The organism is Streptomyces thermospinosisporus (genome assembly GCF_039526425.1).
GTDB lineage: Bacteria > Actinomycetota > Actinomycetes > Streptomycetales > Streptomycetaceae > Streptomyces > Streptomyces thermocarboxydovorans.
This window is the reverse complement of sequence record NZ_BAAAIZ010000096.1, coordinates 46,430-66,035: the sequence shown is the minus strand read 5'-3', so window position 1 is coordinate 66,035 and position 19,606 is coordinate 46,430. Positions and strand designations below refer to the sequence as shown.

General features: G+C 72.0%; 22 protein-coding genes. 6 read left to right on the top strand and 16 right to left on the bottom strand.

Features of this window, described 5'->3' with window-relative positions; translation table 11 throughout:
• Positions 1-88 precede the first annotated feature (88 nt).
• Positions 89-1,030 (top strand): SURF1 family protein, encoded by a 942-nt coding sequence (locus ABD207_RS26830; protein ID WP_344015749.1) that lies wholly within the window; start codon positions 89-91, stop codon positions 1,028-1,030.
• Here ABD207_RS26830 and ABD207_RS26825 read toward each other — a convergent pair.
• The 7 genes from ABD207_RS26825 to ABD207_RS26795 all read right to left on the bottom strand — a co-directional run bounded on the left by ABD207_RS26825 (position 1,000) and on the right by ABD207_RS26795 (position 7,263).
• Positions 1,000-2,355 (bottom strand): hypothetical protein, encoded by a 1,356-nt coding sequence (locus ABD207_RS26825; protein WP_344015748.1) that lies wholly within the window; start codon positions 2,353-2,355, stop codon positions 1,000-1,002. The two genes, ABD207_RS26830 and ABD207_RS26825, sit on opposite strands and share 31 nt — an antisense overlap.
• Positions 2,352-2,927, bottom strand: a complete 576-nt coding sequence (locus ABD207_RS26820; RefSeq protein ID WP_344001055.1) for a SigE family RNA polymerase sigma factor — start codon at positions 2,925-2,927, stop codon at positions 2,352-2,354. The genes ABD207_RS26825 and ABD207_RS26820 overlap by 4 nt, the downstream gene beginning before the upstream one ends.
• Positions 2,928-3,333: 406 nt before the next feature.
• Positions 3,334-4,407 carry an aspartate-semialdehyde dehydrogenase gene (locus tag ABD207_RS26815; protein ID WP_344015747.1) on the bottom strand — a complete coding sequence of 358 codons (1,074 nt, stop codon included), beginning with the start codon at positions 4,405-4,407 and terminating at the stop codon, positions 3,334-3,336.
• Positions 4,407-5,684, bottom strand: a complete 1,278-nt coding sequence (locus ABD207_RS26810) for an aspartate kinase (protein WP_344000908.1) — start codon at positions 5,682-5,684, stop codon at positions 4,407-4,409. Before ABD207_RS26810 ends, ABD207_RS26815 begins: the two co-directional genes overlap by 1 nt.
• A 207-nt stretch (positions 5,685-5,891) precedes the next feature.
• Complete coding sequence (locus tag ABD207_RS26805; protein WP_344015746.1) at positions 5,892-6,713, bottom strand: DUF8017 domain-containing protein; 822 nt, start codon at positions 6,711-6,713, stop codon at positions 5,892-5,894.
• Between the two features lie 110 nt (positions 6,714-6,823).
• Positions 6,824-7,006: a DUF397 domain-containing protein gene (locus tag ABD207_RS26800; protein ID WP_344015745.1), complete on the bottom strand. Its 183-nt coding sequence runs from the start codon at positions 7,004-7,006 to the stop codon at positions 6,824-6,826.
• Positions 7,003-7,263, bottom strand: a complete 261-nt coding sequence (locus ABD207_RS26795; RefSeq protein WP_344015765.1) for a Scr1 family TA system antitoxin-like transcriptional regulator — start codon at positions 7,261-7,263, stop codon at positions 7,003-7,005. Before ABD207_RS26795 ends, ABD207_RS26800 begins: the two co-directional genes overlap by 4 nt.
• Here ABD207_RS26795 and ABD207_RS26790 point away from each other — a divergent pair.
• Positions 7,234-7,500 (top strand): hypothetical protein, encoded by a 267-nt coding sequence (locus tag ABD207_RS26790; RefSeq protein WP_344015767.1) that lies wholly within the window; start codon positions 7,234-7,236, stop codon positions 7,498-7,500. The genes ABD207_RS26795 and ABD207_RS26790 overlap by 30 nt on opposite strands.
• Before the next feature lie 36 nt (positions 7,501-7,536).
• Here ABD207_RS26790 and ABD207_RS26785 read toward each other — a convergent pair whose 3' ends face one another.
• The 3 genes from ABD207_RS26785 to ABD207_RS26775 form a co-directional block, all read right to left on the bottom strand.
• Positions 7,537-8,196 carry a DUF5063 domain-containing protein gene (locus ABD207_RS26785; RefSeq protein WP_344004127.1) on the bottom strand — a complete coding sequence of 220 codons (660 nt, stop codon included), beginning with the start codon at positions 8,194-8,196 and terminating at the stop codon, positions 7,537-7,539.
• Positions 8,189-8,788, bottom strand: coding sequence for a recombination mediator RecR (gene recR, locus ABD207_RS26780; RefSeq protein WP_344004130.1), 600 nt, complete (start codon positions 8,786-8,788; stop codon positions 8,189-8,191). Before recR ends, ABD207_RS26785 begins: the two co-directional genes overlap by 8 nt.
• Positions 8,789-8,864: 76 nt before the next feature.
• On the bottom strand, positions 8,865-9,206 hold the full coding sequence (locus ABD207_RS26775; RefSeq protein WP_344015743.1) for a YbaB/EbfC family nucleoid-associated protein: 342 nt from the start codon (positions 9,204-9,206) through the stop codon (positions 8,865-8,867).
• A 322-nt stretch (positions 9,207-9,528) separates the two neighbouring features.
• Here ABD207_RS26775 and ABD207_RS26770 point away from each other — a divergent pair, with 322 nt between their 5' ends.
• A complete protein-coding gene (locus tag ABD207_RS26770; RefSeq protein ID WP_344015742.1) occupies positions 9,529-10,305 on the top strand; it encodes an SLATT domain-containing protein in 777 nt (258 codons plus the stop codon).
• 50 nt (positions 10,306-10,355) lie between these two features.
• Here ABD207_RS26770 and ABD207_RS26765 read toward each other — a convergent pair whose 3' ends face one another.
• The 3 genes from ABD207_RS26765 to ABD207_RS26755 all read right to left on the bottom strand — a co-directional run bounded on the left by ABD207_RS26765 (position 10,356) and on the right by ABD207_RS26755 (position 13,413).
• Positions 10,356-12,251 (bottom strand): serine/threonine-protein kinase, encoded by a 1,896-nt coding sequence (locus ABD207_RS26765; RefSeq protein WP_344015741.1) that lies wholly within the window; start codon positions 12,249-12,251, stop codon positions 10,356-10,358.
• A 77-nt stretch (positions 12,252-12,328) separates the two neighbouring features.
• Positions 12,329-12,814, bottom strand: coding sequence for a MarR family winged helix-turn-helix transcriptional regulator (locus tag ABD207_RS26760; RefSeq protein WP_344015739.1), 486 nt, complete (start codon positions 12,812-12,814; stop codon positions 12,329-12,331).
• Positions 12,811-13,413, bottom strand: coding sequence for a DJ-1/PfpI family protein (locus ABD207_RS26755; RefSeq protein ID WP_344015738.1), 603 nt, complete (start codon positions 13,411-13,413; stop codon positions 12,811-12,813). Before ABD207_RS26755 ends, ABD207_RS26760 begins: the two co-directional genes overlap by 4 nt.
• A 222-nt stretch (positions 13,414-13,635) precedes the next feature.
• Between ABD207_RS26755 and ABD207_RS26750 the strand changes: the two genes are divergently transcribed.
• The 3 genes from ABD207_RS26750 to ABD207_RS26740 all read left to right on the top strand — a co-directional run bounded on the left by ABD207_RS26750 (position 13,636) and on the right by ABD207_RS26740 (position 16,680).
• Positions 13,636-15,000 carry an aspartate aminotransferase family protein gene (locus ABD207_RS26750; RefSeq protein WP_344015736.1) on the top strand — a complete coding sequence of 455 codons (1,365 nt, stop codon included), beginning with the start codon at positions 13,636-13,638 and terminating at the stop codon, positions 14,998-15,000.
• A 179-nt stretch (positions 15,001-15,179) separates the two neighbouring features.
• Positions 15,180-15,875: a GntR family transcriptional regulator gene (locus ABD207_RS26745; protein WP_344015735.1), complete on the top strand. Its 696-nt coding sequence runs from the start codon at positions 15,180-15,182 to the stop codon at positions 15,873-15,875.
• A 154-nt stretch (positions 15,876-16,029) separates the two neighbouring features.
• Complete coding sequence (locus ABD207_RS26740; RefSeq protein WP_344015734.1) at positions 16,030-16,680, top strand: hypothetical protein; 651 nt, start codon at positions 16,030-16,032, stop codon at positions 16,678-16,680.
• 21 nt (positions 16,681-16,701) lie between these two features.
• Here ABD207_RS26740 and ABD207_RS26735 read toward each other — a convergent pair whose 3' ends face one another.
• From ABD207_RS26735 to ABD207_RS26725, 3 genes are all read right to left on the bottom strand, one after another.
• Positions 16,702-16,995, bottom strand: coding sequence for a hypothetical protein (locus ABD207_RS26735; RefSeq protein ID WP_344015732.1), 294 nt, complete (start codon positions 16,993-16,995; stop codon positions 16,702-16,704).
• A gap of 197 nt (positions 16,996-17,192) precedes the next feature.
• Positions 17,193-17,576, bottom strand: a complete 384-nt coding sequence (locus tag ABD207_RS26730) for a hypothetical protein (protein ID WP_344015731.1) — start codon at positions 17,574-17,576, stop codon at positions 17,193-17,195.
• Between the two features lie 189 nt (positions 17,577-17,765).
• On the bottom strand, positions 17,766-19,346 hold the full coding sequence (locus ABD207_RS26725; RefSeq protein WP_344015730.1) for an alpha/beta hydrolase: 1,581 nt from the start codon (positions 19,344-19,346) through the stop codon (positions 17,766-17,768).
• Positions 19,347-19,606 lie beyond the last annotated feature (260 nt).

The following is a 19,606-nucleotide window of genomic DNA, read 5'->3' as shown; positions in this document are numbered from 1 at the left end:
TCACCCCCGCCCGGCCTGTGGACAACCTTCGCGAGCCCTCCAGGACCCCCACGGTTTCCGGCCGGCGGCTGCCCCGTACCGTTGTGGTGTGTACCGGTTTCTGCTGACGCCCCGGTGGTGGGGGATCAACCTCTTCGTGGTGCTCGCCATTCCCTTCTGCATCTTCATGGGGTCCTGGCAGCTCGGCCGGTTCGAGGACCGGGTCGACGGCCACCGCCAGGCCGAGGAGCAGATGGCGTCCGCCCGGAAGGAGGCCCCCCGGCCGCTGGACGCGATGCTGCCGGTGACCAAGGAGACCTCCGGCAAGCAGGTCACCGCGCGCGGCCGGTACGACGAGCAGCTGCTGGTGCCGGACCGCGAGCTGGACGGCAAGCAGGGCACGTACGTCCTGACGCTGCTGCGCACGGAGGGCGGCAAGGCGCTGCCGGTGGTGCGCGGCTGGCTGCCCGGCACGCCCGACGAGGCGGACGTCCCCGCGCCCCCGGCCGGCGAGGTGAGCGTGACCGGTGCGCTCCAGGCGTCGGAGACCCCGGGCAACAACGGGGTGAGCGCCCGCGGCGGGCTGCCGCGGGGGCAGACGGCGGCGATCAGCGCGGCGTCCCTGGTGAACCTGGTGCCCTACGACGTGTACGACGCGTACGTCACGCTCAACCGCGGCGACTCCGGGATGAAGGCGGTCCCGGCCACCGTGCCGGGCGGCACGGGGCTGGACCTGAAGGCCTTCCAGAACCTCGGCTACACCGCCGAGTGGTTCGCCTTCGTGGGCTTCGTGGTGTTCATGTGGTTCCGGCTGCTGCGCCGCGAGCTGGAGTTCGCCCGCGACGCGCAGCTCGGGCTCGTCCCGGACGGGGCGGCCGGGACGAACGGGACCGCTGAAACGGACGGTACTGCCGGGACGAACGGGACCGCCTCCGAGACGAACGGTACGGCCGAGACGAACGGTACGGCGAGCGCCGGCGCGTCCGGCGGGACGGCAAGGTCCGACAAGACCGGCGAGGATCAGGTCGCCGTCAGCAAGCCCGTCCAGTAGACCGAGCCGGCGCAGGCGTTACCCACCACGGCCGACGCGGAGCCGCTGCCCGTCGCGGGCGTGTAGGTGACCGTGACGCTGCCGTCGGCCGGGCCGTCCTCCGTGAGCAGCTGGGCGGAGGTGCCGGTGTCGCTGCCCGTGGTCGCCCCCTCGGTGCCCTGCGCCGGCTCGTCGGTGGGCGACGGGTCGGTGGTGGGGCCGCCGGAGGAGTCGCCGGGGGTGGGGCAGGTCTCGGTGGGCACCCAGGCGAACTTCACCTCGTAGGCCTCGCCCGGCTTGAGCACCAGCTGCGGCACCTCAAGGGAGGGGTCGGGCAGCCCGGCGGCCGGGTCGCCCGCGACATGGCGCGAGGTGCCGATCCTCGCCCGGTCGGCCGCGCCCGCCGGGGTGACGGTCACGCCGCCGGGGCCGGTGACGGTGCAGCGGGTACCGGAGACGTTGCTGACCCGGAAGGAGCCGTAGACGGCGCCAGTGGAGTCGGGGGCGGCGCTGGTGGCGACCGCGGGACCGAGATGGGCGCTGGTGCAGGCGGGGGCCTCGGCGGTGGTGCCGGCGGAGGGGCCGGTGCCCTCGGTGGCGCCCTGGGTGGCGCCGGGGGTGCCCTTCTCCTTGCCCTTGCCCTTCTCCTTGCCGCCCTTGCCGGCCTCGTCGGAGGAGCTGCCGGCGGTGGTCTCGCCGCCCGTTCCGCCCATGGCGTCGCCGGTGCCGCCCTGGGTCTGGGAGGCGTGGCCGACGGCGGAGGGGTTGGCGTCGGAGCCGGTGCTGTTGGAGACGTGCACGAGGGCCGGGACGGCGGTGCCGACGAAGAGGGCGGCGGCGGCCATGCCGATCATCGCCTGCCGCTTGCGTGCCCGGCGGGCAGGGACGGCGCGGCGCAGATACTCCAGGGTGCCGTCGCTCGGCTCGACCTGCCGCACCGCCTGGTGCAGCAGCTCGCGCAGTTTCTGCTCGTCCGAGTCGAGCCCCTCGGGGCTCTGGCCGTCGAGGCCGTCGTTCACTGTTCCGTTCCCAGCGTGTGGTTCCTTGGCCCCGGGCCCGGGGAGCGCGGTGGGTTCGCGCGTCTCCTCGGCCTCGGGGGGCGCGGTGGGCTCGCGCCTCTTCTCGGCCCCAGCGGGGGCAGTGGACTCGCGCTCCTGCTCGGCCCCAGCCGGGGCAGTGGACTCGCGCCCCTGCTCGGCCCCAGCCGGGGCAGTGGACTCGCGCCCCTGCTCGGCCCCAGCCGGGGCAGTGGACTCGCGCCCCTGCTCGGCCCCAGCCGGGGCAGTGGACTCGCGCCCCTGCTCGGGGCCTGTGCCCTCGGGGCGGGCGGTGCTGCCGTCGCTCATGCCGGCGCCTCCATGGCCAGCCGCAGCGCCGCGATGCCACGCGAACCGTACGCCTTGACCGAGCCCAGCGAGATGCCGAGGGTCTCGGCGACCTGGGCCTCGGTCATGTCCGCGAAGTAGCGCAGCACCAGCACCTCGCGCTGGCGGCGCTGCAGCCCCTTCATGGCCTGGATGAGGGAGTCGCGCTCGAGCTGCTCGTAGGCGCCCTCCTCCGCGCTCGCCATGTCGGGCATCGGCTTGGACAGCAGCTTCAGCCCGAGGATGCGGCGGCGCAGCGTGGACCGGGAGAGGTTGACGACCGTCTGGCGCAGATACGCCAGGGTCTTCTCCGGGTCGCGGACGCGCTTGCGGGCGGAGTGCACCCGGATGAACGCCTCCTGGACGACGTCCTCGCAGGAGGCGGTGTCGTCGAGCAGGAGCGCGGCGAGACCGAGCAGCGAGCGGTAGTGCGCCCGGTAGGTCTCGGTGAGGTGATCGACGGTCGTTCCGGCCGCCACTGCCTCGTCGGCGCCGTCACGCTGGTTCGGGAGGCGGGCCGGCCGCGCTGCTGGCATCGGCGCGATCACCGGCATGCCACCGGGCGACCCGGGCATACGCGGTCGGACGGCCTGGCGGGGCGGGCGCAGGCCCAAGCCAGGCGGCGCTGTGAAGTCGAGTACCTCAGCCACGCAAGTTGGACACGTTTCCCCTCGTAAGGGTTGTACGTGCCGGGCGTCACTTCTGCGCCGACGTCCTTTGCCCTCATGTGCCCCGCTCATCCCCTATGTCGCGTCATAACGGGCGTCCCCACGCCCGGTTCCAGGCGTCCCCACGCACCGGAAAGGGTGACCGCATAGACGCTCCCCGCCCTCTGCGCGGTTGCGGAGAACGGGGAGGCAAATTTACACACGCCCTTCATGGAATCTTAGTGCTGGGCACAACTTTTCCGCCTGAGGGCCCGGAGCAGGACAAATCCTCCGCGTGCGGACCGCCGGAAGGCTAGCTCTCGGCGGCCACCAGCTCGGCGATCTGCACGGTGTTCAGGGCCGAGCCCTTGCGCAGATTGTCCCCGCAGACGAACAGCTCCAGCGCGGTGGGGTCGTCCAGCGCCCGGCGTACGCGCCCCACCCACGTCGGGTCGGTGCCGACCGCGTCGACGGGCGTGGGGAACTCGCCCGCGGCCGGGTTGTCGCAGAGCACCACACCCGGTGCCGTGGCCAGGATCTCCCGGGCCCGGTCGACGGTGACCTCGTTCTCGAAGCGGGCGTGCACGGTGCACGAGTGCGTGGTGACCACCGGCACCCGTACGCAGGTCACGGCCACCGGGAGGTTCGCCAGGCCGAGGATCTTGCGGGTCTCCTCGCGGACCTTGAGCTCCTCGGACGACCAGCCGTCCTCCCGCACCGTCCCCGCCCAGGGCACCACGTTCAGCGCCACCGGCTCCGGGAAGGGCCCGGTGTTGTCGCCCACGGCCCGCCGCACGTCGCCGGGGCTGGTGCCCAGCTCGGTGCCGGCGACCAGGGACAGCTGCTCGCGCAGAGTCCGCACGCCCGCGTGCCCGGCGCCGCTGGCGGCCTGGCAGGCGGAGACGACCAGCTCGCGCAGGCCGAACTCGGCGTGCAGCGCACCCAGGGCGACGATCATCGACAGGGTGGTGCAGTCGGGGTTGGCGATGATGCCGCGCGGCCGCAGCCGTACCGCGTGCGGATTGACCTCGGGGACGACGAGCGGCACCTCGTCCTCCATGCGGAAGACGCAGGAGGTGTCGATCACCACCGCGCCGCGCGCGGCGGCGACGGGCGCCCACTGCCCGGCGACCTCGTCGGGCACGTCGAACAGGGCGATGCCGACGCCGTCGAAGGCCTCCTCGGTGAGCGCCACGACCTCGACCTCCTCACCGCGCACGGCCAGCTTGCGGCCGGCCGAGCGCGGTGAGGCGATGAGTCGGATCTCGCCCCAGATGTCCTTCCGCTGGGACAGGATCTGCAGCATGACCGTGCCGACGGCACCGGTCGCCCCCACGACCGCGAGCGTCGGCCGCACGACCCCGCCGGGCCGTCCGGTACCGGCCATCAGCGGCCGGTGCCTCCGTAGACGACGGCCTCGTCGCTGTCGGAGTCCAGTCCGAAGGCGGTGTGCACGGCGCGCACGGCCTCCTGCACGTCGTCCTTGCGCGTGACGACCGAGATGCGGATCTCGGAGGTCGAGATCAGCTCGATGTTCACCCCGGCGTCGCTGAGCGCGGTGAAGAAGTCGGCCGTGACACCCGGGTTGGTCTTCATGCCGGCGCCGACCAGGGAGATCTTGCCGATCTGGTCGTCGTAGCGCAGCGAGTCGAAGCCGATGGCGGCCTTGGCCCGCTCCAGGGCGTCGATGGCCTTGCGGCCGTCGGTCTTGGGCAGCGTGAAGGTGATGTCCGTCAGCCCCGTGGACGCGGCGGAGACGTTCTGCACCACCATGTCGATGTTGATCTCGGCGTCGGCGATGGCGCGGAAGATCGAGGCAGCCTCGCCCGGCTTGTCCGGCACGCCGACCACCGTGATCTTGGCCTCGGAGGTGTCGTGCGCGACACCGGAGATGATGGCCTGCTCCACCTGCTTGTCCCCTTGCTTGATCGGCTCGCTGCTGACCCACGTGCCCTGAAGGCCGCTGAAGCTGGAGCGGACGTGGATCGGGATGTTGTACCGGCGGGCGTACTCCACGCAGCGGTGGAGCAGCACCTTGGACCCGGAGGCGGCCAGTTCGAGCATGTCCTCGAACGAGATCCAGTCGATCTTCCGGGCCTTCTTCACCACGCGCGGGTCGGCGGTGAACACACCGTCGACGTCGGTGTAGATCTCGCACACCTCGGCGTTCAGCGCTGCGGCCAGCGCCACGGCCGTGGTGTCGGACCCGCCCCGCCCGAGGGTGGTGATGTCCTTGGTGTCCTGGCTGACGCCCTGGAACCCGGCGACGATGGCGATGTTGCCCTCGTCCACCGAGGCCTGGATCCGGCCCGGCGTGACATCGATGATGCGGGCTTTGTTGTGGACCGAGTCGGTGATGACACCTGCCTGGCTGCCGGTGAAGCTCTGGGCGTTGTGGCCCAGGTTTTTGATCGCCATGGCCAGCAGTGCCATGGAGATCCGCTCTCCGGCGGTCAGCAGCATGTCGAGCTCGCGCCCGGCAGGCATCGGGGAAACCTGCTCGGCGAGATCGATCAGCTCGTCCGTCGTGTCGCCCATCGCGGAAACCACGGCGACCACCTGGTGGCCGTTCTTCTTGGCTTCCACGATCCTCTTGGCGACGCGCTTGATGCCTTCGGCATCGGCTACGGAGGAGCCTCCGTACTTCTGCACGACAAGGCCCACGTGCGCTCCTCGCTCAGTCCGTCGTTTTCCACGGTCCGTACACATGTGTGCAGGCCGCAGTCGGCAGTCAGTCTAACGAGCGTCCGAATTTCCCCTTCGCGATATCGCATCGTGAGACATCCGGGCACCCGTGCAGCAGGGCTCATGCCCAGGGCCGCCAAGACCACTCGGAAAAGCGACCTGAGTCACACACCTGCCGGGGCGGAATCAGCCGGATTCCAGGCGCACGGTCCCCATGATCTTGCGCACGGTGGTCTCGGTCACTTCCCCGGGCACCTTCGTGGCGCCGACGAGGGAGACGGACATGACCTTCCCCTCGGAGTCCCGGAAAGCGAAGGTCCACGCCCGGCCGTCCGACGCACACTTCTTTGCCGTGCTCACACCAGTGGACCAGGCGGAGGCCAGGGTGCCGGACAGGCCCGACCGGGTGGTGAAGTTCTCCACGCGGCCGGAACGGACCTTGCCGCGGTCCGGCTGGGCGTACTCCCCGTACACCCAGGCCCGGGAATCGCCGGAGGCGGCCTCGCGGGGATCGGCGGCCCCGCTGTTCCCCCTGCTGCCTACGCTCGCCAGCGGGGTGTCCTCCTGTGACCCGTCCCGGTTCTCGTCCGAGGTGCACCACTTCTCTTTGAGATACGCCGGGGCGCGCATGGCGACCAGCGGCGTGTCCTCGGGGTCGTCGTTCTCGGCCGTGTACCGGACCCAGTCCGCGGATTTCGGATCCCACTCGGGCGGCACGTCGAAGGCGATGCCCCGTTCCGGGTTCAGCACGACCTTCCAGCCGCGGACGAGGGGTTCCGGGCCGGCGTCGCCCCGGGAGTCCGCCGGGCTCTGACTCCGGGACTGCGTAGGCGGGGCGGGTGCGGGGCCCGGATCGCTGCCGTCGCCGTCACCCAGCAGTACGTACCCGGCGACGGCCGCACACGCCACGACCACCGTTGCGGACGCCGCGACCGCGACGGTGACGGCCCGGTTGCTCCGCCGGGGCGGCGGGGGTCCGGCCGGCTGCCCGGACGGGCTCGTGGGCATGTCCCGCCACGCGTGCTCACTCTTCGCCGGCTGCTCCCCTGGCCACATGCCGCACCACGATACGGCGCAGGGAAGAAGGTGATCGTGTGGGGTGGGCCGGGCCCGAGTTCTCAGGCCCCGGGCCGGAGTTCGGCGATGAAGGCGGCCCAGGCGGACGCGGGAACGGTCAGACGAGGGCCTTCGGCGTTCTTCGAGTCGCGGATGTGGACGGGGGTTTCCAGAGCCACCTCGACGCAGTTGCCGCCCTCGTCGTCGCTGTAGCTCGACCTGATCCACTTCCGCTGGTCGCTCATGGCTGAGCCACCATCCCGTCGATGAAGCGGGCCGACTCAGCAGGGCTGAGAGCCTGTGCGCGGATCATGCTAAGCCGCTCGGTCGCACGATTGACAACCCCCGGATCGGCCGACAGATCGCTCGCCAACGAACCCTCGGTGAAAGCGAATCGCTCATGCGCTCGCGTCTCCAGCAACACCATGGGGCCCAGGAGCGCCACAGGAATGGCTCGCTCGAACGGCAGTACTTGCAGGGCGACATTGCGGGGAGGCCCCACCTCGAGCAGGCGGCCCAACTGCTCCTGGCCGGCCAGGGGTTGCGCAGTGCCGCCTCGGGGCCCCCGGGCGGGCAGCAGCTCGGCGGCCGGGGTGAGCGTGCCGTCACCTACCTCGGGGTGCCGGCCCTGGACGGCAACACCTGGCCCCTGCGCTGGTACGGCATCCCGACCCGGACCGCCCCGCACGTCCCGCCGGAGGCACGGGCACGGGTGCTGGGCGTCAGGGGGCAGCGATGAACGCCAGTTGGCAAGTCGGCCTTGCGGCCGCAGGCGTCACTGCACCGGGCGCATGCCCAGCGGCTCGCCGATCTCGCGGGCCATGACCCTGCCCGCCTCGAACTCCAGGGTGTCGTCGCCCACGTCCTGGTCGGTGTCCAGGCCGTCGAGTTCGGCGAGGGGCTGGTTCAGGCGGACGTGGGCCACCACCGACTGCAGGGCGCGCAGGGTCGCGGAGGCGGTGCTGCCCCAGTTGGAGAAGTAGGAGAACTGCCACCACCACAGGGCCTCGGTGGTGCGGCCGGCGCGGTAGTGGGCCATGCCGTGGCGCAAGTCGGTGATGACGTCGGCCAGGTCGTCGGAGATGCGGGCCGGGACCGGCTTCTTGCGGGGCTCGTAGGGGTCGAAGACCTCGGAGTAGACGTCGACCGGCTCCAGCATGCGGGCCAGGTTCTCGCGGAGTTCGTCCACGTCGGGCTCCGGGCCCGGGTCGGGCTCGTAGCGCTCGTCGGGGACGAAGTCCTCGTGCGCCCCCAGCCGGCCGCCGGCGAGGAGGAGCTGGGAGACCTCCAGCAGGAGGAAGGGGACGGCCGAGTCCGGCTCGTCGCCCTTCGCCACCTCCGTGACGGCGACCAGGAAGCTCTCGATCTGATCCGCGATCTGGACCGCGAAGTCGTCCGGGTTCTGGTCCGTCGCGTGCAGCGTGGCATCAGACATCTAGGAGTCGTCTCCCCTCGAAGGCACGGCCGAGGGTGACCTCGTCCGCGTATTCCAGGTCGCCACCCACCGGGAGGCCGCTGGCCAGGCGGGTGACCTTCAGGCCCATGGGCTTGATCATGCGGGCGAGGTAGGTGGCCGTGGCCTCGCCCTCCAGATTCGGGTCCGTGGCCAGGATCAGCTCGTTGACCGTGCCGTCGGCCAGCCGTGCCAGAAGCTCGCGGATCCGCAGGTCGTCGGGGCCCACTCCGTCGATGGGGCTGATCGCGCCGCCGAGGACGTGGTAGCGGCCCCGGAACTCACGGGTGCGCTCAATCGCCACGACGTCCTTCGGCTCCTCCACGACGCAGATGACGGCCGGGTCGCGGCGGGCGTCGCGGCAGATGCCGCACTGCTCCTGCTGCGCCACGTTCCCGCAGACCGCGCAGAAGCGGACCTTGGCCTTCACTTCCATGAGCGCGTGCGCGAGGCGCCGTACGTCGGCCGGCTCCGCCTGAAGGATGTGGAAGGCGATCCGCTGGGCGCTCTTCGGACCGACGCCGGGCAGCCGCCCGAGCTCGTCGATGAGGTCCTGCACCACGCCTTCGTACAACGGACTGCCGTCCTTCCTGGGGTTCCTTCACTACGTACGGTAGAGGGCTCGGCCGGTCTGAGAAAGGCAGAGCGACTCAGAACGGCAGACCGGGGATGCCGCCCCCGCCCAGGCCCTGCGCGAGCGGGCCGAGCTTCTGCTGCTGCAGCTCCTGGGCGTTCTCGTTGGCCGCGTGGACCGCCGCGACGACCAGGTCGGCGAGGGTCTCGGTGTCCTCCGGGTCCACCGCCTTCGGGTCGATCCTCAGCGCGCGCAGCTCTCCCGAGCCGGTGACGGTGGCCTTCACCAGGCCGCCGCCGGCCTGCCCCTCGACCTCCGTGCCGGCCAGCTCCTCCTGCGCCTTGGCCAGGTCCTGCTGCATCTTCTGGGCCTGCTGGAGCAACTGCTGCATGTTGGGCTGGCCACCACCGGGGATCACGATCAGCTCCCATCGTCACCGCGTTGTCGGGCGTTTTCCCGTTCGGCACGAGCCTACGTGGTCGCAGCGGCCGTCGCCCCAGCACTCTTTCGAGTGAGCCGCGCCGGGACCCTATACCTGATCAAGGCCCCCGTACGGGCGGAAAAGCGGCCGAAACACCGGCGCGCCCACCCTTTGGGCGGTATCAAGGGTCCGCCGCATCGACACCGGGCGTCATCGTCCGGGTGCGCGGAGTGAACGGTACGTGCCGGCCGGGGGCGGTCGGGGAGCAGGCGGATCGGTCGGGGTCAGTCACGTAGTCGCGGTCAGTAGGGAGTACCGGGTGGGTCAGCCGGAGATGCAGCCCGAGGGTCGGCCTCAGAACGGGCGGGGCGAGCTGCGCGGCGAGGGGGCGGCCTGGCTGCGGCCGGGGCAGGCGGGGCCGGGGGACCTCGGCGGCCGGGTCTTCCCGCTCGGTGACTGGGGCGAGCCCGCGGCCCGGCTGGACGAGCTGTACCGGTGGGTGGAGCGGGGCGCGCTGGAGACGGCCGCCTGGTATCTCGCCGACCGGGTCTGGAAACGCCGGTGCGCCCGGGCGCTGCGCTCCGGCGCGGCGGCGGGCGCGGTGACCGGGGCGGCGCTGCCGCTGCTGGACCTGGCCGGGGCGGTGAACGGGGTCGCGCCCTGGGGGTATCTGGCGCTGCTGCTGGGTGTGGCGTGTGTGGCCGGGGACCGGTTCTTCGGGGTGACGTCCGGCTGGATGCGGGACGTGGCGACCGCGCAGGCGGTGCAGCGGCGGTTGCAGGCGCTGCAGTTCGACTGGGCGTCGGAGTGCGTCCGGGAGGTGCTGGGTCCCGCGGAGGGCACGGCGAGCGAGGCGGCGGAGCGGTGCCTGAGCGTGCTGCGCCGCTTCTCGGAGGACATCACGGAGCTGGTGCGGGTCGAGACGGCGGGCTGGATGGTGGAGTTCCGCACCGGGAGCGCGCCGGTGAGCGTGCACACGGCGGTGGCGAGCGGCGGGCGGCAGGAGCAGGGCTCGTCGCCGAACGGGCGGGTCCCGTCGCACCCCGGCCAGCCGCGCCCCAACATGCCGCGCCAGCGGCCCCCGGAGCCGAGGTAGGAGCCAGAGCCCAGGTAGAGCCGGGGCCCAGGTAGAGCCAGGGGCCGGGGTCAGTCCCGGTTGAAGGTCAGCTCGCCCCCGCTGTGGACGCGGCGGAGCGAGCCGTCCGGGAGCAGGGTGATCTCGCTGGCGGAGCCCGGTGTGCAGGCGCTGCTGGGCCGGCCGACGGTGACCGTGGACGGGCCGAGCCGCAGCCGGTCGTCGGAGGCGGAGGTCAGGTCGGCCTCGAAGACGCAGTGGTAGGTGCCGTTGCCGGTGGGGCCGTCCGCGACGAGGGAGAGCACCGTGTCGCCGGTCTCGCCCTGCTGGAGGGTCAGCCGGCGGGAGTGCTCCCCCATCGCGTTGGTGAACGAGGTGGACCAGCTGCCCAGATAGGCGGTGGGGATCGCCCCGTCGGACGGCGGCGGGGTGGTGCTCGGCCGCTTCGGGTCGTCCGGTCCGGTGGTGGGGGTGGTGGCGCCGGTGGTCCCGGGTGCGGTGGCGGCCGTCGAGGGCGGCGGATGCTCGGCCTGGTCCTTGTCGCCGCCGCTCATCAGCGCGTACACGGTGCCGCCCGCCGCGACCGCGACGACCAGGGCGATCAGCACGAGCATCGCGGTGGAGGACCGCGGGTCCCGCCGGGGGTCCTGCCCGCCGGGTGCCCCGTAGTAGGGCGGTGGGCCGTACGGCGGGGTGGCGCCGCTCGGGTAACCGCCGTACGGGTAGCCGTAGGCGGCGGGCTGGGGGTGCTGCTGCGGGTGGCCGGGGGTACCCGGGGCCGGGCCCGGGGGCGGCATGGTGCCGCCCGGACCGCCGACGACCACGGTCGGCAGGTGGTTCACCGGGCCTCCGCTGCCCGGCTCACCCGGAGGCGGCGGGGCGGAGTCGTCGTCCGCGGGGGCGTGTTCGGGCGTCGCGGCGGGGGCGGCGCCGGAGGAGGATGCGGCGGGAGCGCTTCGGGCAGCCCCCTCGGGTGACGCACCGGCCGGGGTCCCGGACACGGCGGTGGGCGTCGGCCCGCCCGGGGCCGCCTGAGCCGCCGGGGCCTCGGGGTCCTCCGTGTCCAGCAACTGCACCGCGTGGCGGCCCAGTTGGGCGACCAGGGCGCTCGGGAGCCACGGGTCGCGGGAGCGGCCGTCGGCGACCGTGTCCTGAGCCCCGGTCCGCCGCAGGATCTCGTCCAGTCCGGGACGCGCGGCGGGATCCTTCTTCAAACAGTCGCTGATGAGGTCCCGCAGCGCCTCGGGCACCGGCTCGAGGTCCGGCTCCTCCTGCGCGATGCGGAACATCAGCGCGTGCACCCCGCTGTTGGCGGTGCCGAAGGGCAGCTTGCCGGTGGCGGCGTAGGCGAGGACCGAGCCCAGGCAGAACACGTCGCAGGCCGGGGTGATGCGGTCGCCGCGCACCTGCTCGGGCGCCATGAAGCCGGGCGAGCCGACCAGCGCCCCGGTGCGGGTGAGCCCGCCGTCGGTCACCGTCTGCAGGGCCCGCGCGATCCCGAAGTCGATCACCCGCGGGCCGTCGATGGTGACCAGCACATTGGACGGCTTGAGGTCCCGGTGGACCATCCCCGCCGCGTGAATGTCCTTCAGCGCGTACCCCAGACCGGCGGCGAGGATGCGCACCGACCGCTCCGGCAGCGCCCCGTGGTCGTGGCCGACGACCTGCTGCAGGCTGGGCCCCGCGACATACCCGGTGGCCACCCACGGCACCGAAGCCTCGGTGTCCGCGTCCAGCACGGGCGCCGTCCAGTGGCCGCCGACCTGCCGGGCCGCCTGCACCTCCTGCCGGAAGCGCGCGCGGAACTCCTCCTGCCGGGCCAGCTCCTCCCGGACGAGCTTCACGGCGACCGTGCGGCCCCGCTCGGAACGGGCCAGATAGACGTGCCCCATCCCCCCGGCCCCGAGCCGCGCGAGCAGCCGGTACGCCCCGATCTGCTGCGGATCCCCGGGCCCGAGCTTCTCCATCGCTGCGCCGCCTTCCCCCCAAGTGAGCAACAAGCCGAGGATAGTGCCGGGCCGGGGCGGGGTGAGCTGGGCTACCTCTACGGTTCCGTAACAGGCCCGTCCAGGCGGTCGAGGACCTCGGACAGGCGTTCCAAGGCCGCGACCGCACCGGCCAGTTCAGCCTCCCCGTACGCCCGCGCCAGCCGCTCGGCGAAGGCCGCGTGCCCGGGGTCGATGCGGGCGATCGCGGCCCGCCCCTCCTCGGTGGGCGCGAGGAGCTTGGCGCGGCGGTGGGCCGGGTTGGGGCGGTACTCGGCGAGGCCCTGCCCGACCAGCAGGTCGGCGATGCGCTGGACGCTCTGCCGGGTGATGCCCATGACGCGGGCGATGCCCGCCACCGGCAGCGGCTCGGTGAGGACCGCGCCGAGCACCTGCCAGCGGGCCGCGGTGAGGCCGGCGGGGCGGGCCAGCTCCTCGGCCAGCTGCAGGAACTGGCCGTTGAGCCGGAAGACGCCGAGCGCGGCGCGGCTGAGCAGCTCCTGCCGCGCCCTGCCGCCTGCGTCGTCCGGGGTCGTTGTGCTCACTGCGCCGCCGCCTGCAGCTCGGCGTACGCGGCGGCGTCCGAGTCGTGGAACAGCCGGTACCAGGCGTCGATCACCTTCTCGTCGTAGGCGCCGAGCAGCCGGAAGATCTCGCGTGCGAAGGCGACGGGCTCGGTGGGCCCGGCGGTGATCAGCCCGCGGTCGGTGACGGCGTCGGTGCCGGCGTACCGCTCCCCGCCCGCGTATCCGGTGGCCGCGAGGTAGGGCAGCGCGGCGCTGGTGTGCGCCCGGTCGTCCAGCAGGCCGTCGCGGGCGAGCCCGGCGGTGGCGCCGCAGATCGCGGCGACGGGCACCCCGGCGTCGAGGAAGGCGCGGGCGGCCCGGGCGAAGGGGGCGAGCGAGTCGCCCTCGTCCCACAGGCGGGCGCCGGTGAGGATCAGCAGCGAGCTGTCCTCGGGGCGCAGCGCGTCGAGCGCCAGGTCGGGGACGATGCGCAGTCCGCCCATGGTGGTGACGGGCTCCGTGGTGGGTCCGACGGTACGGATCCCGAACCCGGCCTGTGTGAGATGGGCGGTGGTGTGGCCGGTCTCCCAGTCGGCGAAGGTGTCGTAGAGGGCGAGGTGGACGGGTTTGCGGGTCATGACCGCTCCCTGGGCTCGGGGGGATGGGTGACACCTGCTTCTGGTCCTGTGGTCCTGCTCCCGATGACAAAATGCTGTCATTTCGACAGCATGCTGTCAATAGCCGAATGGCCCGTAGGCCCTGCCTTCCGCCCCTGCTGTCGACAACTTGTCGCGGAAACCCCGCGACCGCAGACAGGCCGCCGATGTCGCCGCCGCCCGCGTGCCCCCTACGCTCGGCGTATGACCCCTCAGACCCCTCAGCCGAACCCCGAGGCCGGCGCCGCCGTCAAGGCCGCCGACCGTGCGCACGTCTTCCACTCCTGGTCCGCGCAGGAGCTCATCGACCCGCTCGCCGTCGCCGGAGCGGAGGGGTCGTACTTCTGGGACTACGACGGGCGCCGCTACCTCGACTTCACCAGTGGTCTCGTCTACACGAACGTCGGCTACCAGCACCCCAAGGTCGTCGCCGCGATCCAGGAGCAGGCGGCGAGGATGACGACCTTCGCGCCGGCGTTCGCCGTCGAGGCCCGCTCGGAGGCGGCCCGGCTGATAGCCGAGCGCACCCCCGGCGACCTGGACAAGATCTTCTTCACCAACGGCGGCGCCGACGCCAACGAGCACGCGGTGCGCATGGCCCGCCTGCACACGGGCCGCCCCAAGGTGCTCTCCGCGTACCGCTCGTACCACGGCGGCACCCAGCAGGCGATCAACCTCACCGGCGACCCGCGCCGCTGGGCCTCCGACACCGCCTCGCAGGGCGTGGTGCACTTCTGGGCGCCCTTCCTGTACCGCTCGCGCTTCTACGCCGAGACCGAGGAGCAGGAGTGCGCCCGGGCGCTGGAGCACCTGGAGACGACGATCACCTTCGAGGGGCCGTCGACCATCGCCGCGATCCTGCTGGAGACCATCCCCGGCACCGCCGGGATCATGGTGCCGCCCGCCGGTTACCTCGCGGGCGTGCGGGAGCTGTGCGACAAGTACGGGATCGTGCTGATCCTGGACGAGGTCATGGCCGGGTTCGGGCGGACCGGCAAGTGGTTCGCGGCGGACCTGTACGACGTGGTCCCCGACCTGATGACCTTCGCCAAGGGCGTGAACTCCGGCTATGTGCCGCTGGGCGGCGTCGCCATCTCCGGCGCGATCGCGGAGACCTTCGGCAAGCGCGCCTACCCGGGCGGTCTGACCTACTCCGGCCACCCGCTGGCCTGCGCCGCCGCCGTCGCGACGATCAACGCGATGGAGGAGGAGGGCATCGTCGAGAACGCGGCCCGGCTCGGTGAGACCGTCCTCGGTCCCGGACTGTGCGAGCTGGCCGAGCGCCACCCGAGCGTCGGCGATGTGCGCGGCGTCGGCATGTTCTGGGCGGTGGAGCTGGTCCGCAACCGCGAGACCCGCGAGCCGCTGGTGCCGTACAACGCGGCCGGCGAGGCCAACGCCCCGATGGCGGCGTTCGCGGCCGCCGCGAAGGAGGGCGGCCTGTGGCCCTTCGTGAACATGAACCGCACCCATGTGGTGCCGCCGTGCACGGTGAGCGAGGCGGAGCTGAAGGAGGGCCTGGCGGTGCTGGACGCGGCACTGTCGGTGGCCGACCAGCACGTGGAGTAGCGGCACCGGGCGGGGCATGGGGCCTGCCCTGCCCCAACGCGTAAGGTGACGTGCTCGTAAGGACCGTGGACCGGGCCCGCGCGGGCGGCCGTGTGCGCCGCGGGCCACCGGACCGGCCCGCGGGGCTTAAGGTCCCCACGAGCACGTCACCGGCTTCGCGACGAGGGAGACACCCGACCATGCTCAGCGGCCATGTCGCCGTGACCCGCAGCACCCTGCGGCAGCAGATCGCCGACGCGCTGCGCGACGAGGTGCTGGCCGGGCGGCTGCAACCGGGGCAGGAGTTCACGGTCAAGGAGATCGCCGACCAGTACGGGGTCTCCGCGACCCCCGTGCGGGAGGCGCTGGTCGACCTCTCGGCGCAGGGCCTGCTCGACGCCGACCACCATCGCGGCTTTAGGGTGCACGAGTACTCCGCGGCCGACTTCCGCGGCATGATCGAGGCGCGGAGCCTGGTCACCGACGGCATGTTCGCCGCGCTGGAAGAGGGCCGCCTCACCCACCTCGCGCCCGAGGAACCCCGGACCGCCGCCGCCCTCGCCGGTGTCCGGCGGCGCGGTGAGGAGGCCCAGCGGGCGGCCCTCGCCGGGGACCTCACCGTGCTCATCGGCTACGACCTGCGCTTCTGGCGCGAGCTCGGGTCGCTGTTCGGCAACCCGTACCTCAGCGACTTCCTGCACCGGCTGCGGGTGCAGACCTGGGTGTGCGTGGTGCAGCAGCTGCGGCGGATGCCCGACCTGCGGGGGCGGCTGTGGTCCGACCACACCGCCCTGGTCGACGCCCTCTCGCGCGGCGACATCAAGGCCGCCCGCGCGATCGTCGAGTCCTACAACGCCCACGGACTGGCGCTGGTCGACCGCCTCCGGGACGGCTGATCCCGGAGGTCGTTCGTCCTGCTGCGTCGCCCGCCCCCGTACGGGTAGGGGACCTGCACGAAGACGAAAGCACGGTGCTCGCCGTACTCTTCCTTGACGACTTCCCCGATCCTCCCGACGACCGACGGCCCTGGGGCCGTGTGAGGAGCCCTCTTTGGCCTGTGACCTGTGGCTGGTGCCCCTCGTGGACGTGTTGTGCCACACGCCCGGCAATCCGTTCGCCGAGGAACTCGCGCAGTACAACTCGGTGCTCGCCGCTGCGGGCCTGCCACCGGTGCCGGTGTACCAGTACATGCCGGGACTGTCCGGGGAGGTCGCCCCGGTCGCGGGATTCGACTACGACGCGCTGCACTTCCTGCGCCGCGCCTATCTGCTCCAGGTGTGCGGCCTTCCGGTGACCCCGGTGGACGAACTCGGCGGTGACTACGAGCAGCTGCTGGAGATGTTCGACGCCACGGCCCAGCAGTCCCACCTCGTCTGGCACTACGACCACGCGGGCGCGTACGTCCCTCTCGACTTCCCGACCCCGCTGTCCAGCGACGAACTCCTCGCCGGCGGCGGCCCCCTGGGCTCCTCCCAGGCACTCCTGCGGGAACTGGAGCTCGTCGCCCCCACCCTCGGCATCGACCCGGCCAACCCCCCGGCCGCGCCCGAACCCCCGCGTGCCCCCACCGAGCTGGAGGAGCCGGCCCTGCCCGCCCCGTACGACCCCAGCCCCTTCTCCCGCGAGCGCCACGTCTGGCTGGGCCTGCACGCGGCGGCGACGCGGAGCCTGGCGCAGGGGTCGATGATCGTGTTCAGCTGAGCCGCAATCCTGGGGCGAGGGTCACCGCCCCAGCTGGGCGAGTCCCTTCTGCATGTCGTCGACGTTCATCACCGGTGTGTAGGTGATCTCCGCGCCGAGCTGCATGAAGTACGGTTCGCTGATCACCGGCATCTGCGAGCTGTCCTGCATGTCGAAGACCAGATAGGCGGTGCGCTTGCCGTGGTCCGAGGTGAAGTAGGCCGCCTCGGGCTTGATCTGTTCCAGGGATTCCCCGATCAGTTTCGCCAGCGTGCCGTTCCTGATGGCCTCGTTCGCCTTCTCCGTGTCCATGGAAGCCTTGAGCATCACGCGCATCGCACTCACCTTCTCCGGTCGACGCACGTGGGGTACACCCTCAGGCTATGCCCGCCGCACGGACCCGTCGACCGTGCCCGGCGAGCCGCACCGGCGGGCCGCACCGGTGGGCCGCCCCGGCGGGCTGCCCTGGCCCCGGCGATCCCCCGCGCTCGATCCCCTGCCCCCAATCCTCCGTCAGCTCGCCCGGGAATCCCCTATCCGCTGATGCCGACGCCGACGCCGACGCCGACGCAGGAGACGACGTACGCCCCGAACAGCGCGAGAAGCAGCCCCAAGAACCGGGTCCACCGGGGCAGGGGGCTGTGCCGGTGGGCGGTGTGCATGCGCCTGAGTTCCACGACGGCGGAGAGCACGCCGAGCGCGGCGATCGCGGTGAACACCCAGAACAGCGTGGGCCGTTCGTCCAAGGACGTCTTCTGCACGCCGGCCTTGCCGGTGACGAGCGACAGATACGGAACGACGTACTGAACGGGGCTGAACCCCGGCGCCTCCTGCTGCTCCGGGCTGTCGGTGTGATCCATCGGGGCTGTCGTCTCCCTGGTGTCGCGGCAGCCGGCGGCCTCTGCGGCCGAGGTCATGCCAGCGGGCTCCGCGGCCGAGGAGCCGAGGTCATGCCAGCGGGCTCTGCGGCCGAGGAGCCGAGGTCATGCCGGCGGCCTCTGCGGCCGAGGTCATGCCAGCGGGCTCTGCGGCCGAGGTCATGCCGAGGTCATGCCGAGGGGGAGGCACCCGGCGCGGAGTGCCTCCCGTTGCGGTGCATCGTGCGGTCAGAAGCGGCTGACCATGCCCGGGATGCCCTTGGGCGCCGGGATCGGCAGCACGTTGAAGCCGTTCTGCTGGGACGCCCCGGCCTTGCAGGTCACGTCCTTGGACGGCAGCTTGCCGGTGGTGAGGTAGGCGGTGGCCGTCTTGTCGGCGCAGGACTTGGTGCCGTAGATGCCGTGGCCGACACCCCCGCGGACGGTGACCATCCTGGCGCCCTTCATGGCCCTGCGCAGGCCCTGGCCGCTGGTGAGGGGCGTCTGGGGGTCCCACTCGTTCTGCAGGATCAGCGCACGCACCTTGTTGTCGATCCTGGTGGCGGGCTCGCTGCCGTTCCGCTTCCAGAACGCGCAGGGCTTGATGCTGGAGCCGAAGTCCCCGTACAGCGGGTAGGTGCCCTTGTCGCGGACGGCGTCGGCCCGGTACCGCTCCGGATCGCGCGGCCAGTTGCGGGTGTCGGCGCAGACCACGGTCCAGAAGGCGGCGTCGCCGTTGTCGGCGGGCACCTTGCCGAAGGCCGGGGGTGCCGGGGTGGGCGTCCTGAGCCCGGGGCCGCCGGACGTGGCCTTCCTGGACTTCTTGGCGGCGGCCTTCTTCAGCTCCACGACGGCCTCGGCGGCGTCCTGCACGCTGAAGAACACCGGACGCAGGCCGACGCGGATGTCGTCGCCGGTCAGCTTGGTGCCGTCGAGGACGATCGGCTTGCGGTCGGCCTGGGCGACCAGGTCGTAGAAGCTCTTGCGCACCGCGGCCGGGGTCCTGCCCAGCTTGTAGGTTGCGTCGCGGCGGGCCGTCCACTCGGTCCACCGGGTGAAGGCGGGCTCGGCTCCCTCGGCCCACACCTGGATCATGCCGCGCCACACCCGGGCCGGGTCGACCGCGCTGTCCAGCACGAAGCGGTCGGTGCGCTTGGGGAACATCTGCGTGTAGACGGCGCCGAGGTAAGTGCCGTACGAGTAGCCCAGATAGGAGATCTTCTTCTCGCCGAGCACGGCACGGATCACGTCCATGTCCCGCGCGGTGTTGCGGGTGGTGATGTGGCTCAGCCTGTCGCCCTGCTTGTTGTTGCACTTGTCGGCGAAGGTCCGGGCCCACTTCACGTCCTTGGCGAACGTCGCGGCCTTGTAGGGCCGTTCCCAGTCCCGCTCCTTCTCCGTGAGCCCGCAGCCGACCGGGGAGCTCTGGCCGACGCCCCGCGGGTCGAAGCCGACGAGGTCGTACTTGGCCTTCACGGACTTGGGCAGCTCGTTCACCATGTACTGCGGCATGTCGACGCCGGGGCCGCCCGGGCCGCCGGGGTTGAGCAGGAGCACACCGCGGCGCTGCTTCTTGGTGCTGGTCTTGTACCTCGAGATCGCGAGGTTCAGCTTCTTGCCGCCCGGCTTGCGGTAGTCGAGCGGCACCTTGATCGTCGCGCACTGGAGGGCGCGGGGTGCCGACTTGTCGCAGCGGTGCCAGGAGACCTTCTGCTTGAGGTAGGGGCCGAGCTGGTTCTCCGCCGCGGACGCCGTGGCGGGAGCCAGCGCGGGCACCAGCGTGGCGACGGTGCCGACCGCCGCCAGGAGGGCTATTCGACTGTTTCTCACGAGGAGTGGGCCCTTGTCGATCGACTACGGGGACCCATCTACCCTTTCGTGCACAGCAGTTGGGGTAATCCGTCCACGGGCCGGATTTTCTCCCACCTCAGAAGGACGAGGTTGCCGTGACAGATGGTGCTTGAGTCGCACAACCGGAAACGGCCCGTGGTCATCTTCCTCAGAAGGCCGGCTGACGCACGTTCAGTTCTGGCCTACGTCAGAAACGTCATCGGCTGTCTCGGCGGTGCCGCCGGGAGTGAGTACGAGCC